The sequence below is a fragment of the Streptomyces sp. NPDC102279 genome, from assembly GCF_044766365.1.
GTDB lineage: Bacteria > Actinomycetota > Actinomycetes > Streptomycetales > Streptomycetaceae > Streptomyces.
Window position 1 is genome coordinate 515,821 of record NZ_JBIWLU010000003.1, and the last position, 14,561, is coordinate 530,381.

General features: G+C 68.8%; 16 protein-coding genes. 2 read left to right on the top strand and 14 right to left on the bottom strand.

What is annotated here, in order from left to right:
- Positions 1–31: 31 nt before the first annotated feature.
- The 14 genes from ACIRQH_RS09105 to ACIRQH_RS09170 form a co-directional block, all read right to left on the bottom strand.
- Complete coding sequence (locus tag ACIRQH_RS09105; protein WP_404224873.1) at positions 32–1,429, bottom strand: tyrosine-type recombinase/integrase; 1,398 nt, start codon at positions 1,427–1,429, stop codon at positions 32–34.
- A 64-nt stretch (positions 1,430–1,493) separates the two neighbouring features.
- Positions 1,494–1,697 carry a helix-turn-helix domain-containing protein gene (locus ACIRQH_RS09110; protein WP_267051191.1) on the bottom strand — a complete coding sequence of 68 codons (204 nt, stop codon included), beginning with the start codon at positions 1,695–1,697 and terminating at the stop codon, positions 1,494–1,496.
- 457 nt (positions 1,698–2,154) lie between these two features.
- Positions 2,155–3,636, bottom strand: coding sequence for an ATP-binding protein (locus ACIRQH_RS09115; RefSeq protein ID WP_404224875.1), 1,482 nt, complete (start codon positions 3,634–3,636; stop codon positions 2,155–2,157).
- Positions 3,629–4,471, bottom strand: coding sequence for a bifunctional DNA primase/polymerase (locus ACIRQH_RS09120; RefSeq protein WP_404224876.1), 843 nt, complete (start codon positions 4,469–4,471; stop codon positions 3,629–3,631). Before ACIRQH_RS09120 ends, ACIRQH_RS09115 begins: the two co-directional genes overlap by 8 nt.
- On the bottom strand, positions 4,468–5,196 hold the full coding sequence (locus ACIRQH_RS09125) for a DNA methylase (protein ID WP_404224878.1): 729 nt from the start codon (positions 5,194–5,196) through the stop codon (positions 4,468–4,470). The genes ACIRQH_RS09120 and ACIRQH_RS09125 overlap by 4 nt, the downstream gene beginning before the upstream one ends.
- Entirely contained in the window at positions 5,193–5,540 is a 348-nt protein-coding gene (locus ACIRQH_RS09130; RefSeq protein WP_404224880.1) for a hypothetical protein, read from the bottom strand. The genes ACIRQH_RS09125 and ACIRQH_RS09130 overlap by 4 nt, the downstream gene beginning before the upstream one ends.
- A gap of 89 nt (positions 5,541–5,629) precedes the next feature.
- Positions 5,630–5,938 (bottom strand): hypothetical protein, encoded by a 309-nt coding sequence (locus ACIRQH_RS09135; protein WP_404224882.1) that lies wholly within the window; start codon positions 5,936–5,938, stop codon positions 5,630–5,632.
- 223 nt (positions 5,939–6,161) lie between these two features.
- Positions 6,162–8,258: a hypothetical protein gene (locus ACIRQH_RS09140; RefSeq protein WP_404224884.1), complete on the bottom strand. Its 2,097-nt coding sequence runs from the start codon at positions 8,256–8,258 to the stop codon at positions 6,162–6,164.
- 1 nt (position 8,259) lies between these two features.
- Complete coding sequence (locus ACIRQH_RS09145; protein ID WP_404224886.1) at positions 8,260–9,852, bottom strand: hypothetical protein; 1,593 nt, start codon at positions 9,850–9,852, stop codon at positions 8,260–8,262.
- A 91-nt stretch (positions 9,853–9,943) separates the two neighbouring features.
- The gene (locus tag ACIRQH_RS09150) at positions 9,944–10,249 is read right to left on the bottom strand and encodes a hypothetical protein (RefSeq protein WP_404224888.1); all 306 of its coding nucleotides are present in this window, start codon (positions 10,247–10,249) and stop codon (positions 9,944–9,946) included.
- A gap of 27 nt (positions 10,250–10,276) precedes the next feature.
- Positions 10,277–10,615, bottom strand: coding sequence for an RRQRL motif-containing zinc-binding protein (locus ACIRQH_RS09155; RefSeq protein ID WP_404224890.1), 339 nt, complete (start codon positions 10,613–10,615; stop codon positions 10,277–10,279).
- Positions 10,615–11,649, bottom strand: coding sequence for a DUF2637 domain-containing protein (locus ACIRQH_RS09160; RefSeq protein ID WP_404224892.1), 1,035 nt, complete (start codon positions 11,647–11,649; stop codon positions 10,615–10,617). Before ACIRQH_RS09160 ends, ACIRQH_RS09155 begins: the two co-directional genes overlap by 1 nt.
- On the bottom strand, positions 11,642–11,983 hold the full coding sequence (locus ACIRQH_RS09165; protein WP_404224894.1) for a hypothetical protein: 342 nt from the start codon (positions 11,981–11,983) through the stop codon (positions 11,642–11,644). The genes ACIRQH_RS09160 and ACIRQH_RS09165 overlap by 8 nt, the downstream gene beginning before the upstream one ends.
- Positions 11,980–12,285: a hypothetical protein gene (locus ACIRQH_RS09170; protein ID WP_404224896.1), complete on the bottom strand. Its 306-nt coding sequence runs from the start codon at positions 12,283–12,285 to the stop codon at positions 11,980–11,982. Before ACIRQH_RS09170 ends, ACIRQH_RS09165 begins: the two co-directional genes overlap by 4 nt.
- 658 nt (positions 12,286–12,943) lie before the next feature.
- Between ACIRQH_RS09170 and ACIRQH_RS09175 the strand changes: the two genes are divergently transcribed.
- A complete protein-coding gene (locus ACIRQH_RS09175) occupies positions 12,944–13,300 on the top strand; it encodes a GntR family transcriptional regulator (RefSeq protein ID WP_404225024.1) in 357 nt (118 codons plus the stop codon).
- A 233-nt stretch (positions 13,301–13,533) separates the two neighbouring features.
- Positions 13,534–14,550 (top strand): AAA family ATPase, encoded by a 1,017-nt coding sequence (locus tag ACIRQH_RS09180; RefSeq protein WP_404224898.1) that lies wholly within the window; start codon positions 13,534–13,536, stop codon positions 14,548–14,550.
- Positions 14,551–14,561: the final 11 nt, after the last annotated feature.

A 14,561-nucleotide genomic window follows, 5' to 3' on the forward strand; every position in this document is an offset into this window, starting at 1 on the left:
ACTCACTCGCCGTGACCTGGGGCTTTTGCTTTTACTGGATGCGGCGGCGCCGTCGCGCACGGGCCGCGCGGCGGTCGCCAGTCTCAGTTCTAGTCTCAGTCGCGGGCTCAGGCGCCGTTGCCGGGGCGGGCAGGAAGGCGTCTCCCATCCGGCGCATGGCGTCCTTGGAGAGGTGCGAGCGGCCCTTGACGTAGCGGCGGGTCTGGCTGATCTGGGTGTGCCGCAGGATTTCCATGATGGTGGGCATGTCCACGCCCAGCTCGTTCAGGATCGTGCCCGCCGTGTGGCGGCTCCCGTCGTAAAGTCGTCGGTCACCGATGCCCGCCTCCGCGAGTAGCTCCTTGAACTCTTCCCAGTCGTCGCGGGGGTCGATGGGGCGGCCGTCGGCCCGGGTGAACACGGCCTCGTGTTCCTGCCAGAGTTCGCCGGCTGCCTCCCGCATTTCGTCCTGCTGTGCCTTGTGTGCGAGCAGGTACGGGATGAAGGCGGGCGGGATCGGCACGGGGTTCGTGCTCTTCTTCGTCTTGGGCCGGGTGAACGCCAGACCACCGCCCTTGCGGTCCGGGCAGATGCTCGCGTGCTTGACGCACGTCCTAGTGCACGGCTTCGGGCACCCGCGCTTGTAGCCCTTGTGGGTGGTGCAGTCCGGCGGGCACGGCTCGAACCGGTGCCGGCGCGCCCCACAGGTGTGCGCGTTGCCGCAGCCGTGGCGCCACGTGAGCCGCTGGAGTTGCCACCGGGGGTGGAACAGCTCCGCCTCAAGGTCGACGTACGACCAGCGGAGCCCGAGGGTCTCGCCCTGCCGGAACCCCATGCCGACGCCGACGATCCACCGCATGAAGGTGGGCCGCTTGGCCGCCGCTAGCAGGAAGGCTTTCGCCTCTTCCTGAGTGAACGGGTTCGTCTCGGTCTCCTCGATGCTGGGCGGGTCGACCAGCGTGGCGACGTTCTCCCCGATCATCCGCCGGCGGTGGGCAATCTTCAGGGCCCGCGACAGGATCCGGTGCACCTTGACCACGTGGGACGGGGCCCGCCCGGCATCGAGCATGGCCCGGTACATCTGCTCAAGGTGCTCGGGGGCGAGCTTGTCGATGCGATGCTTCCCGACACCGGGGATGATGTCGTTGCGGGTCTTGGACCAGTAGTCGTCCAGCGAGCGGGGCTTGAGCTTGAGGCTCGCGATGTCGGTCAGGTAGGTCTCCATCCACTGTCCGACCGTGGGCTTACGGCCTGCCTTGGTCGCGCGCCCCTCGTCGCGGAGCTTCTCCAGTTCACGGACCTTGCGGCGCACTGCAGGTTCGGTGCGGGCCATGCGGTGCCGGCGGTCGGGACTCCCGTCGGGCAGTACGCCCATGGTGACGCGGCCGTGCCACCAGCCGTCGTCGCCGAGGTAGATGGTGGATTCCAGGTTCGACTTGCGGGGGCTCATCTGTTCCTCCATGCGAAAGGCGCCCCGGGCGGTGTGCTCGGGGCGCCTTTGGGCCGGGGTGTGGTCAGTTGGGGAGTGTGGCGAGGCTGTCGACGTACGCCTCGATGTCCGCACGTCGGATCCGGCGGGTGCGGCCCAACTTGATGTACTTCAGGGAGCCTTCGGCCATCAGCTCGTAGACGGTGGAGCGGCCGATGGCGAGGGCTTCGGCCGCCTCTTCGGGCTTGTAGAGGAGTCGGTCGACGGGGGCGGCAATCGCGGTGCTCATCCGGGGTGCCTCCAGGGCAGTTCGGTATTGCCAAGGGGAGTGGTGCGCGGGTTCTGGGTCGGTGTGTGTCCGAAGCTCGGATTGCTGCGTCACCGCGTCACCTGCGTCATTTAGCGCTCTGAACTGCGACTTTCGGTGACGCGGCGGATCGGGCCTGCGTCACCGGTGCGTCACCCGCTGCGTCACCGGGTGACGCAGGTGACGCAGGATGACGCAGAGAAATCCGTCTGCGTCACCGCTGTTGCCGCAGGCCAGAAGCCGTTTTCCGACCGTGGTGACGCAGGTGACGCAGCGTCTTCCTACTTAGGACAAAGAAGGGGCTGCCTGTAGTACTTGGGTGCGCCTTACAGAGCGAAGAAGGAGCCGCTACGCGGCACGACCTCGGGGCGGCGTTCCGCCGAACGGCAAGAGGAGCACGTGCTCCTCTTGCCGTTCGCTTGAGCCTGCGGGTCGCGGGTCAGAACGCCTGCGTCTGCTCGTTCGGAGGCACGGTCAGGGCGACCGTGCGGGTCATTTCGAGGTAGCGGCCCGCCTTGGTGCGTCCCGAGTCGATGAGCACCCCCCGGGCCGCCAACGTCGGTTGAAGACGCTTGAGACGGTCAGAGAGAACCTTGCCGGTGGTCGGCCACCCCTTGGGCAGCGCACGGCACTCGTCGCCGCTGTAGAGGCGGCTGAGGCACGCGAGCCACTCCGTGGACGTCATCTGCTGCGCGGCGCCGGGCTCGATGCTCTCGGCGTGCAGAAGGACGGTCTGCGCGAGCAGGTCACCTTCGATGACGTCGTCGTTCAGGTCGTCCAGACTCGCCCGGTACGCGGCGAGAGCCCCGAGACCGGTTGCCGCGTCGAACTGCGCGCACAGGTGGGCGAAGTCCGCCATCCGCAGATCGGTCGGCGTTTCCGCGTCCACGGCGCGGACCTTGACCGTCAGGTCCAGGAGCGAGCCGAGTACGACGGGTAGGACTTCCGCGTAGTCGGCCCACAGTTCGGCTTCGGTGCGGCGGACCTTGGGCCGCTCCAGGCGCAGGGGCAGGAGCCGTTCGGCGAGGTCGGGGCGGATGACGCCGACGTCGATGCCGGTGAGTAGGAGGGGCCGGCGGTAGCCGACGCGGAATACGTCTCCGTCTGTGAACAGGGCCCGCTTGACGCTCTCGGCGCCGGTGACGATGCAGCACATCGCGTCGGACAGGTCCGGCGTCATGTGGGAGAGGTTGTCCAGCGCCGTGACCCAGCCGGCTGCCACGGCCGCGATCAGGTTCTCCTCATCCTTCGGCGCCCGGCGCAGGTCACCGCTCATGCCCTCAATGATCCGCACGAGCATCCGCCCACCGGTGGACTTGCCCGCGCCCTGCGGTCCCGTGAGGAACGGCGCGGGGACCGGCACGGACGGTCCGAGGCAGCCGATCAGCCACACGATGGCCAGGCACTCGGTTTCCGCGTTGGCGAAGTTGCACAGCCGCATCAGCAGGTCGATGCCCTTGCCGTCGGTGTCCTTGACCGGCAACGGGAGTTCGCCGGTGAGCTGCGTGCGCCGCCAGCAGACTTCGCGCGGGTCGGGGGTGAGGATGTCCCAGCCGGACGGGTGGATGCGGACGGACTGTCCGTCGTTGCGTCCCAGGTCCAGCCACGTTGCCCCGTCGAATCCGGGGGCGACGCGGATGTGCACGGGCTGGACGTCCTCGGTGAGTGCGAGTGCTTCGATCAAGTCCAAAGCCTCCTTGAGTGCGGAGCCGTTGAAGACGCCGATGCCGTCTTTGAACAGTCCGACCATGAGTTCTTGCCTGTGGCTGCCGGTGGTGCCCTGGGAGCGGATCGGGCGGGCCACGGGGTGGCCCTTCTTCTGCGCGTACACGGTCCCGTCGGCGGTGCGGAAGTACCGGAAGTGCTCTTGGGCGTAGTCCGCGATGACCTCGCGGCCGGGAGTCTTGTCGTCCTCAGACATGGCTCAGTCCCAACGTGGTCAGAGCGTTGGTCCACGCATCCGTGCAGTGCCGGGGCGATTCGCCCTTGGCCTGCGCGGCGGTGAACAGGCGCGCGGTGTGCGTCTCGGTGAGGCAGCCGCACCGACCGTGCGTCGAGAGCACGGCGAGGAATGTGCGGTAGACGGTCGCGTGCACCGCCTCCCGGGCCTCGGTGATGCGCTGCTCCGCCATGGCGATCCCACGGTCCAGATAGGTCGGCGTGCGGTGCGGGCACTCCCCGCCGCCAGCTGGCGCGGGCACCGTGACGGTCGTCAGACGAGCCGGGGTGGGCTCCTTGACGATCAGTCCTCGCACGACGTCCGGCAGGGGCGCCATGGTGCCGGTTCCGGTGCCGAGCCAACGGGCGTACTGCATGGACGACTTGATGTCCACGCCGGGCCGTACGGCGTTCGCCGACGGCATGGGCCCCATGTAGAGCCAGTGCTCGCCGCGTGTGGTCGGCACGGTCCGGGTGGCGGGCAGGGTCTCGCGGGCCCACGCGATGGCTTCGGCGTGGTCCAGGTCCACGACCGTCAACCAGGCCCCGCCAGGGTGATAGGCGACCGCCCTCGCCCGCACCCATGCACGGCGCCAGATGGCGGACTCGATGAGGTCCGGATCGGTGGTCGCGGCGGCCCAGCCGTGGCAGGGCGCCGGGCAGGTGCAGAAGCCGGGCGTCTTCATGTTCGGCCGGCCACCGCATGCGTTCTTGGCGCAGGTAGGGCAGTTTCCGAATGGCACCTTTCCCTCGCGCAACGGCAGCACGGGCACGCCTTGAGCCGCGAGGGTGAGCGCGGTACGCAGGTGCTCGCTCATGCCGCCGCCCCCACCGGGAGGGAGGCGAGGAAGGCACGGCCGATGAACTCGCCATAGGCGGGCGGGATGGCCTCGGTGAGTTCCTCGCGGACGTCGGTCCATGTGATCCCCATCGCGGCTTGCAGTTCGGGGATGGAGGGCTTGCCCCCGCCGTTGCCGTACGCGGCGACATAGGGACCCTCGTAGTACTCGCCGTGCCGCCATCCGCGTACGCGGCCCCGGTGCGGGACGTGCGCGGGCCGCTCGATGGTCCAGCCGCCCAGCTCGAAGTTGCGGTGCCGGATGACTCCGAGCCCGAACATCTCCCCGCACAGGGAGAGGTCTTTGCGGATCTCCGCGCGCCCGTTGGGCTGCTCGATCGAATACGGCAGACCGGTCTTTTCGAGCAGATCGCGGGTGGGGGCGACCAGGTCGACGTGCGTTCCGCCCCACCCTTGGGAGCGGTTGGTACCCACGGTGAGCGTGAACTTTTCCTGGCACGGCGGGGAGGCGTGGACGAACGCGTATTGGCGGATCTCACCCGAGTCGATCAGGTGGGCGAAGTATTCGAGCGCGTCGCCCTGGTGGTACGGGAAGGGGTAGTTCGGGCGGTCGGCGATGTCACAGCCGTGCACGGCGAACCCGGCGCGGGCGAGCCCGGTTCCGGCGCCGCCGGCGCACGAGTACAGGTCCAGTGCTCGCGGTCGTAAGGCGCGTTCGCTGCGGCACGGGATGGCGAGCGTCATGCGCTGGCTCCCTTGTCCGTCCACAGGCTGAGGATGCTGTCGCTGTATCCGTCCACGGCCGCGGTGAAGGCTTCGCGGTCGCCGGCTCGGAGTGCGTCCAGTAGCGCGGTCGCTTCGGGGGTCGGGGGCGGGGTGGGGATGCCGTCCAGGTCGCGGGCGAGGGTGTGGAACAGGGCCCGGGTCAGGTACGGGTCGAGTTCCATGCGGTGCTCGATGAGGGTGAGCGGCGGGCCCACGGTGAGCAGGACCAGAACGGCGCTGCCGTCGGAGCGGGGCTCGGTGCGGACCATGGTCACCTGCTCGGTGCCGTCCGGTACTCGCGGCTTGTCGGTTCGATCGGTCATGCTGGAGGTCTCCAGTTCGGTATGAACGGGCTGGATCACAAGGGCGGCCCCGCGACTTTGGCGAGACGAGGGGGCCGCCCTTGGCGTAGCTAGGTGTTCTTGCCGCGGGCGAGCTTCAACGTGATGCCGCCGGCTCCGATCGGTCCGGCGGCACCGCCGATGACGGTCGCGGTGTGTGCAGCGACATCCATGAGCCAGCACAGGGCGGCGACCACGCCCCAGGTGCCGAGGGCGGCGGCCCCGGCGATCGCGAACGGGATGAACAGCCGGGCCCACGGGAACGGGGGCGGGGTGTCGTTGACGACGAACACGACCGGCTGTCCGGTCGCCTGCGCTTGCTGGAAGACGTCGGCGGGGATGTGCGGGGCCATCTGTCCGGGCGGGGTGTGCTGACGCATTTATGACTCCCTCAGGGGTGTGCCGCGGGCCCGCGCCAACTGGTGGCGCGGGCCCGCGCGGCGGGTGGGTTTGCTTGTCGTCTGGCTTGTCGTGCGGCTTGTCGCCTTGCTTGTCTTGTCGCTTGTCTTGTCGCTTGTCGCCTCCCAGGTCACAAGCCGTATCCGGGCCCCACGGGACCCTCGGACGACATGCGGCGTGGGAGGGACGACAAGCGACAAGCGATCAGTCGTTGGCGTTGTGGGAGCGGTGGACGTAGCGGGCTTTCGTGCCCTCCCCGACACGCACGGCGGTGCCGTCCCGTGCCCACGTTTTCAGCCACCCCACGACCGTCTGACGCGTCGTGCCGAACGCGTCCTCCAGTGCGCGAGCGATCGCGGACGCTCCCGTCCCGGCGGGCCCGGCGGCGATCAGCGCGGCGAGTGCGGCCTGTTGCGCGGGGCTGTCTTCCTCGCTTCGCAGGGCCGACAGGTTCAGTCCGGCCGGGTGCTCCGTCACGTCGTTCGGCTCTGAAATCCCGGGCTCGGGGACGGTGCCGAACTGCGCGTCGATCTCCTCCCGGAAGCGGCGAGCCAACGCGTCCTCGGGGGACTCCTGCTGCTCGCTCAGGGCGGACAGTCGCAGTCCGGGCGTCGTCGGCGAGTCGTCGCCGGCGTCGTCCGAGACGACCTGATCGCGCATCCATGCGGTGCGCTCGGCATCCCAGCGCCGCGCGTAGGCGGGGCCGGCGGCCTTCGCGGACACGTCATCGAGCGTGGGGTGCCGGTCGGATGTTGCGGCGGTGATCTCCCGGATCTGGTTGGGGAGGATCCGCCACGACTTGAACAGCGCGGCCGGCGATTCCGGGGTGCTCATGAACCCGGCACCCTTGTGCGGGGCCTGGTCGACTCGGAGCCCGCGGCTGCCGGGGAACATCTTGCTCAGGTCCATGCCTTCGGTCTCGCCGCCGGTGAGGGCGACGCGGACCTTTGCTTCGCGGCGGATCATGAGGTTGTTGAGGACGCTGCCGGTGGCGCCGAGGGCGGTGATGACGGTGCGGACGCCCATGGCGCGGGCGATGCGGATGACCTCGGTGAGCTTCTCGGCGAGCTTGCGGATCTGCCGGTCGGTGCTGGCCAGGATCTCCGCGCCCTCGTCGATGACGAGCATGATCTGCGGGATCTTCGCGTTGACCGGCAGCAGGTCCGTGTTGGCCTTGGACAACACGTCCTGGTAGCCCATCTTGCGCTGCTTGGCCACGCGCACCGCGGCATCGAGCATGGCCGCGGCGTCCTCGTACGTCCCTGCCAGCCAGTCGACCCCGGGCCGCACAGGCTTGCCGTCCTCCCGCGTCAGCTCCCCGTTCAGCGCCGGGAGGACCCAAGGGAGTCCGGCGGAGCCGGCGTTGAGGTCGATCACCCACGTGAGCATGTCCTCAGCGCGGGCGAACCCGGCGAGAATGTTGTGGACCATGTTCGTCTTGCCCGAACCGGTCGGGCCGACGATCAGGGCGCACTGCTCGCGCAGGTAGGCGAGAACCTCTTTCGCGTTCGTCCGGTACCCCCAGGGGATGCCGGTGTGCACGGAGAGCGGCCCGTAGTCCGCGGGGTAGTTGCGCACTTCTTCCAGCACGTTGACGGTGGTCACGTCGATGATGACGCGGCCCTGGTGGATGCCGGGGGAGGCAGTGGCGGTGCAGCCGTGCGGCAGCCGCGCATCGGCGGACAGCCGCGGCGACTCGCCTGCAATCTTGTTCCAGGTGGCGCCGCCGGGCGGGAGTTCGGCGTCGATGGAGTATCCGGCGCCGGTCTTCCACATCTCCACACCGACGACGCGGACGCTGATGGAGCAGACGCGCTGGATGCGGTCGACCCATTCCGCGGCGATCGCACGCCGCTCCGCGGACAACTCCGCAGCGATTAGACGTTGTTCAGCGGCGTTGGCTTCGTCCTCACGCGCCTCCTCGTACAGGGCGACGGAGCGTGCGGCGGCGCCGATGCCCACGCCGATGGTGGCGAGGGATCCGAGGGCGGTCCAGGTGAGCGGGCCGTGCGTCATGGCCCACGTGGTCCAGCCTGCGCCGACCAGCCAGGATGCGGCTTTGGTGGCGAGGGTGCGGCCGGCGTTGCGGACCCGGATGCCGGCGACGGTGTGACCGAGGGCGCCGGCGGCGCCGACTGCGAGGGCCCAGCCGGGGGGCATGGCGGTTGCGGCGCCGGTGGTGGCGAGGGCGAAGGCTCCGGTGGTGGCGGACAGAGCGCCGGTCACGGGTCCGTGACCGGCGCTCCAGTCCAGCACCGGGCCACTGCTCTGCTGCTTCTTGGCGGTGGCGGTGCTGCTCATGTCAGACGTTCCAGCCCTTCTCAGCGTCGGTGCCGTTGCGGGGGTCCTCGTGCCGGGCGATGTCCTGCTCGTGCGCTTGGCGGAACAGCGGCCCCATGTCCTCTGCGACCGCGACCGCGCTCATCAGGGCGCCGAAGATGTCGTTGAACCCGTCGGCGACCTCCTTCTCCAGCGGGAACTCGGAGTCGGAGCGTTCGGCGAGGATCTTCATGACGTTGGCGACCGCGGTGAGCGCGGCCGGGAGCCCTTCGACCATGGCGAGGATCTCCATGGCGTTCTCGGGCTCGTACTGGTTGGCGGCCTGCTCCATCTCGGCAGCGGCCTCTTCGAACCGGAATCCGGACACGTGCTCTCCTTCACTCACAGGGATGTTCGTGCTGGTGGGAACCGTGGCCGCGGGCCGGGCAACGCCGTCCGCGATACCGTCTGTGCCGTCCTTCGAGGCTGCCGCATCCGCGGCAGCCTCCTGCTCGCGCTGCTTCTCGCGGGCGGTCGCATCCCGGGCCGCGCGCTGCTCTCCCGCGGTCTGCACCATCCGCCGGAACAGGCGCCGTCCGGGGTGGATCAGGGCGGGGAGGCGGAACTTCCGGCCGATCCAGGTCGACAGGCAGCCGAGCAACCCGACCGGCAGCGCGAGCAGCGCGGCGAGCAGACGGCGGCCGTGGAAGCGGGCCGCGGACCGGCGCAACGCCTGCCGGGCCGCCTTACGGGCCGGGGCCTTGCGGACCTGCGCCCGCTGGGCTGCGACGGTGCCGCCGGTCTTGGCGTCCCGCTTGTTGCGCTGCTTGGCCACCGCTGCATCCCGCATGGCCCGTGCCTTGCGGGCGGTGCCTCCGAGTAGGCGACTTGCGGGACTCGTGCGCTTGCCCGATCGGCTGTTGCCGGCCCCGCCGGTCTTGGCGGTCTTGGCGTTGCGGCGGGCGTCGGCGACCGCGCGGCGGGCGTCGGTCGTCTGTTTCCGCTGCCCGCCCCGCGAGCCGGCCGCGTCCTTCTGCGCGGCTCGCAGAGCCTTGACCTGCCCCAACCGGCCCGCAGCTCCCTTGCCCGCGCCCACACTGTGCGTGGGGGCTGCGTGCTTGGACAGGCCGTTGCCGGTCTTGGTGAGCGTCTTTCCGCCGGTGCTGCCGTGGCGGGCCGTGCTGCCGCCGTTGCTGCGGCGGTGCTGGCCGGGCACCTTGCCCGACCGGCCACCGGAATTACCGGAGCGCGAGCCGCCCGAGCGACTCCCGCCGCTGCCGTGACTGCCCGTACCGGTTCTGCGGGCTGTGTCGCGGCCGGCGGTGCGGGCCGCCTGCCGGCGGGCGTCGCGGCGGTCGTTGGGCTTGCGCGAGCGGGCGGCGGCGATGGTGCCGAGGACGACCATGCCGGTCGCGGCCACCGCCGCGGCGATCGGCCCGCCTGCCAGGGAAGCGGCGGCGACCGCGCCGACGGTGCCGTTGGCACCGGACAGGGCGAGCGGGACGATCGGCCAGCCGCCGGGCGTGTGGTCGACCTCCTTCACGTCTTTGGCTGCGGTCTTGGGCTGCGCGGGCGGGGGCGGGGGTGTGGTGGGGGCAGCCGGAACGGCTACCGGTTCTGTACTGAGGTCCGTCATGCTGTGAGCACTCCTTAAGCGGAGTAGGGCCCGGCTGGTGTCTGTGAGAGGTCGTCCGGCCGGGCCTGCCGAATTAGGGGAAATGCGCAGTTCAGTGGGTGCGGTGCGGGTGGCTCGCGGCGATCTCCTGCCAGCGCCGGTTTTCCGCGCTGTCCGTGTGGGTGAGGCTCACCGAGAAGTCGCAGCCGGCCCGCCCACAGCGGTGGATGGTGGTCGACATGGCGCTGATCAGGCGGAACAGCAGACTGGCGAAGGTGGCCACGCAGGACAGGCAGCAGGCCAGCAGCAGCACGGGCGGCACGCCGTAGCCGGACAGCCGCACGCCGATAGCGACAGCCAGCGCCGCACTGAGAGCGGCGGCGCACGCGGTGAGGACGCGGTGACGAGTGCTTTTCACTCGAACTCCTCTACTCGGATGGGATGTTCAGGCGATGCACTGTTCCTCGGGATAGGCGCAGGTCACGCACATGCCGAGCGTGGCGGGGATGACGTATCCGGCATCCCTGCTGCACTCCGGGCACGTGCGGCGCGCGGTGTTGGCCTTGGCCAGAGCAGCCCATTTCGCCGGCGTCATCGGGCGTACGGGCTTGGCCTTGTCGATCTCGTACAGGTAGGCGACCAACGGGCCGCGCCGATAGCGGGGCCGCTCGATCTGCGCAGCCACGTCCTGCCCGCCGGGCCGTAACCCCCGGGCACGGAGCTGCCGGATCGTGGCGAGACCGTCGGGGGCGAGGCGCCAGGAGTAGACCGGTACGGAGGCCATCAGACGGCAGCCTCAGCCGGCTCGCTCTCCTCCGCGCTGCTCTCGCGCAGCCGGGTGGCGACCCAGCCGATCGACCAGCCGGTCTCTTCCGCGAGTTGCCGCACCGACTTCTCGCCCTCTCCGAACGAGCGGAGGTAGGCGCGAGCGTCGTCCTCGGGCATCTTCGTGAACGGGGTCGGCCGGCTGTTCACGGCGGTGTTCACGACGCCGTTCACGGTGTTCACGCTCTCCCGCTCAACCGTCTCGCGGGCTAGGGAGACGACCTCCCGGGCCTGCCGGTCGGCCCGTGAACGGTCCGCCTGTTCACGCTGTTCACGGCGCAACGCATCCTCGCGCTGCTGCTCTTCGCGCCGGACGCGTTCTTCGTGTTCGCGCTGCTCACGACGGGTTTCGGCCTCACGGTCCTGGCGTTCACGCTCCATCCGGGCCGTGTGGTCGCGCTCCGCGGCCCGCTCGGAAGCCTCCCGATCGACACGCTCGCGTTCGAGCCTTTCGGCGTGATCGCGAGCCTGCTGTTCACGGTGTTCACGGTCCGCCCGTTCGCGTTCACGGTCGGCCCGCTGCTGCTGTTCACGCTGCTCGATCTCAGCGACCCGTGAACGCTCGATCCGGTCCACGGCTCGATTGATCGCACGCCGGTAGGAGAGCCCCGCTTCGGCAGTGGCGATCAGCAGGAGCGGCGCCACGGAGTGGACCGCGACACCGACCGTGTCCCCGTCCAGGGCACTGTCCCCGATGTTCAGGAGCAGCGTCATGAGACCGGTCATCCACCGCAGCACGGCCGGCCACGCCCCGGACGTTCCGCCCAGTCGGGCCACGGTTGCATCCAGGCGGACCACGATGACCACCGCGGTATCCACAACCAGGGGAAGGATCGGCGCCGTGCGGTCCCAGCCGTCCGGGGTGACCCGTTCGACCAGCGGCGTGACCGTGAGAACGGAGAACAGCACCGCGCCCGCGGTGATGGCCCACGTCCCGTAGGAGAGCGTCTTCTCAGCGGAGCGGATCTGCTCCGCGGACAGGGACTCAAGCATCGCGGCCCCCGTCCCCGGCGACCGCCTGCATGCTGTTGAGGGTGGGCCCGTAGGCGATCAGGTGGATCTCAGCACCGGCGTAGGGGGCGGTCCCGCGGAGCGTCCATGTGTCGCCGGACTGCTCACGCAACTCCACGTGCTCCGGGCGGATGTCCAGAGCCAATCGCCACGACTCGAACTCACCGAGCCCGTTGTGCAGCGACAGGTCCAGACGCTCGGGGAAGATCGGGGTGATACCCACGGTCGGTGTGGGCAGGTCGCCGTACTCGGCGGCCAGCGTGCGCAGTGCCCGCATCGGTACGGACAGACCGGCCAGGGTCAATGGCTCCGTCATGCCGCCACCTGCGTTCCGGCGGTGCAGCGGCCACCCTGACGCTTCGTGGTGCGGCGCGAACGGCGAACGCCCGGGGGGGAGATGAGCGGGCTCATGCGCAGCAGCGATTCGGCGAACGCGGCGGCCTCCGGGTCGCTCTCGCGCAGCTCCGCGAGGACTTCCCGCGCCACGTCCAGCCGCGCCGCCCGCTCCAGGTCCGACTCCCTGCCGGGGCCGGTGAACAGCTCAAGGTCGATGCCGAACGCCAGCTCCGCGAACTCGACGGGCGTAACAGCCACATGACCAGCAACGATGCACTTCATGGGTCGTGTCTCCTAGCTCTGGTACGGCCCAAAGCGCCCCCGGAGTTCCAGCTCCGGGGGCGCGCCGTATCGGTATGGGTGACGGACCTTGGCCGGTGATGCCGGCCCCGGCTCCCCTCGACCTCGCCCGTACGACCTCGCGGGCCGGACGGGCGGGGGAGGCAACCGGCCGCAGCGCTAGCCGCCGCGGATCGATCGGAAGTGACCGGTTGGCCGTGGCGCTCGATCGCGCTCACGGACCGGGAGTGAAGCGGCGCCGCCGTGCCGGTCGGTCACGGCTGCGCCCATCGCATTCGTTGACTCACTGGGACTCCTTCGGCTTGCTGAACAGGGCAAACACACTGCAAGGGGGACCTTGTCCCCACTCTCCGGCCGTTGCTCGCGGTCACCGGGCCACCTCGCCAGTCGGGCCGAAGCCCTGTCCCTCTGGCCTTTCGCGGGATTGCAGCGTCCCCGCCATGCGCATTCGTGCAGGTCAAACAGGTTGATTAGGTGTTCTGCCCCTTGCAGGCTGAGTCACTTTCTCAACTCTGCCTCAGAGTGCACTCTGAGGCAGAGTGCGTCAAGTCTTCTCACGGAACAAGCGGCGTGGGGCGCTGGTTCTACCTCTGCGACACGGGCACTATGAGGCAGGGACCGAACAAGAGTTGGGGTGCGGATGGTCGAGTGGACCGGCAAACAGTTCGCCTATCAGCAGGTGGCCGATGACCTGCGGCGACGCATCGCGAATGACGAGTTCGCCAGTACTGGCCAACTCCCCTCGTACGGCGACCTTCAGAAGGCGTACGGCGTCACGGTGACCGTGGCGCGAGCCGCCATCGGTCAGTTGAAGACTGACGGGCTTGTCGTCAGCCATCAGGGCAAGGGCGTGTTTCTGACTGCTGGCGCCGGCCGTTCCGCTGCGCAGTTGGCCGATCCGGGCGGGGCCGTGGCCGAGCTGCGCCAGGAAGTCGAGAAGCTCCGGACCGAAGTTGGCGAGCTGCGTCAACGTGTCGCGACCCTGGAAGCTAGCTGACCTTCGAGCAAGCCAGGGTGAGGCCTGAAAGACCGTGCCGTGGGGCATCTGAACCTCCTCGTTCGATGTGCCTCAAGTTCACCGCCGCGGCGTGAAAACCGGTATCACGTCCCGCTAGCTGAGAAAGTCCGAGCGGTTTTATACATCCGCTTACACATGCGCTATCACGAATTTCCACTGTGCTAGTCGGACCGCTACACTCGCGGCTCCGACTAGCTATCTAGGAGGGGCAGATGGCTCGGAAGCACCCAGACTGGAAGCCGGATCTCCTGCGGATGCACCGCGAGGAGATAGGGCTCACTCTTGAAGACACAGGGGAGAAGCTCCGCGAAATCGCGGAGCGGCACGGTTTCAATGTCGCCGCAAACTTCCAGACGATCTGGGGCCACGAAAAGGGTTCGGTGTATCCCGGTCCGCATTACCGCCGGGCGTACTGCCGCCTCTATCGTCGCAATGAGGCTCAACTCGGCTTCCGTAAGGCTCTGCCCGGAGAGGATGCCCCTGTGGAATCCGTACCGGCACCCGCTTCCGCTGAGCGAAAGCTCCCCGATCAGCCGGACGCAGTACGTAAGGCGCTGAGCAGCATCCGCGAAGGTACGGATGGCGTGGACAGTGAGGCTCTGCGTAACCGTGTGATAAATGCATGGAGCCGCCACGCAGCAGGGGTAAGCACTGATGGGCCAACCGTGGTGTTGGTAGGGGGTTACGCCGGATCGGGAAAGTCGGAGTTCGCGAAGTTTCTCGGAGGGCTCACTGGTTGGCCGATCCTCGACAAAGACTCACTGACGCGTCCGCTGGTTGACCGACTGCTCGTGTCGCTGGGTGGGGAGGCGCACGACCGGAGTTCGCAGCTCTATCGCGAGCAGGTCCGGCCGCTAGAATACCGGTGCCTCATGGAATCTGCATGGGACAACTTGGATTGCGGAATATCGGCAATTCTTGACGCCCCGTTCATCGCCGAATACGCCCAAGCTGAGTGGATGCAGCGCTTCCAAAACCGTTGTCGGTCAAAGCGGGTTTCGGTTGCAACCATATGGGTTGAGTGTGATCTCGAATCGATGCGCGAGTATATCGAATTCCGAGGTGCGGCACGTGACGCCTGGAAAATGGAAGCGTGGGAGGAGTACGCGTCAGGACTCGACCTGAATTTCCGTCCGCAGGGCCCACATTTTGTCGTCGACAACAGCCTTGGCGCTGCCGTCGCCCTTGTCGATGAGGCGCGCGATGTGCTGAGTGGCGGTGGACTGTGACATCTTCGGGC

Bases quoted from the DNA above. Each gene is read 5' to 3' on its own strand.
- ACIRQH_RS09105 (WP_404224873.1), bottom strand. From the start codon at position 1,429: ATGAGCCCCCGCAAGTCGAACCTGGAATCCACCATCTACCTCGGCGAC.
- ACIRQH_RS09110 (WP_267051191.1), bottom strand. From the start codon at position 1,697: ATGAGCACCGCGATTGCCGCCCCCGTCGACCGACTCCTCTACAAGCCC.
- ACIRQH_RS09115 (WP_404224875.1), bottom strand. From the start codon at position 3,636: ATGTCTGAGGACGACAAGACTCCCGGCCGCGAGGTCATCGCGGACTAC.
- ACIRQH_RS09120 (WP_404224876.1), bottom strand. From the start codon at position 4,471: ATGAGCGAGCACCTGCGTACCGCGCTCACCCTCGCGGCTCAAGGCGTG.
- ACIRQH_RS09125 (WP_404224878.1), bottom strand. From the start codon at position 5,196: ATGACGCTCGCCATCCCGTGCCGCAGCGAACGCGCCTTACGACCGCGA.
- ACIRQH_RS09130 (WP_404224880.1), bottom strand. From the start codon at position 5,540: ATGACCGATCGAACCGACAAGCCGCGAGTACCGGACGGCACCGAGCAG.
- ACIRQH_RS09135 (WP_404224882.1), bottom strand. From the start codon at position 5,938: ATGCGTCAGCACACCCCGCCCGGACAGATGGCCCCGCACATCCCCGCC.
- ACIRQH_RS09140 (WP_404224884.1), bottom strand. From the start codon at position 8,258: ATGAGCAGCACCGCCACCGCCAAGAAGCAGCAGAGCAGTGGCCCGGTG.
- ACIRQH_RS09145 (WP_404224886.1), bottom strand. From the start codon at position 9,852: ATGACGGACCTCAGTACAGAACCGGTAGCCGTTCCGGCTGCCCCCACC.
- ACIRQH_RS09155 (WP_404224890.1), bottom strand. From the start codon at position 10,615: ATGGCCTCCGTACCGGTCTACTCCTGGCGCCTCGCCCCCGACGGTCTC.
- ACIRQH_RS09160 (WP_404224892.1), bottom strand. From the start codon at position 11,649: ATGCTTGAGTCCCTGTCCGCGGAGCAGATCCGCTCCGCTGAGAAGACG.
- ACIRQH_RS09165 (WP_404224894.1), bottom strand. From the start codon at position 11,983: ATGACGGAGCCATTGACCCTGGCCGGTCTGTCCGTACCGATGCGGGCA.
- ACIRQH_RS09170 (WP_404224896.1), bottom strand. From the start codon at position 12,285: ATGAAGTGCATCGTTGCTGGTCATGTGGCTGTTACGCCCGTCGAGTTC.
- ACIRQH_RS09175 (WP_404225024.1), top strand. From the start codon at position 12,944: ATGGTCGAGTGGACCGGCAAACAGTTCGCCTATCAGCAGGTGGCCGAT.
- ACIRQH_RS09180 (WP_404224898.1), top strand. From the start codon at position 13,534: ATGGCTCGGAAGCACCCAGACTGGAAGCCGGATCTCCTGCGGATGCAC.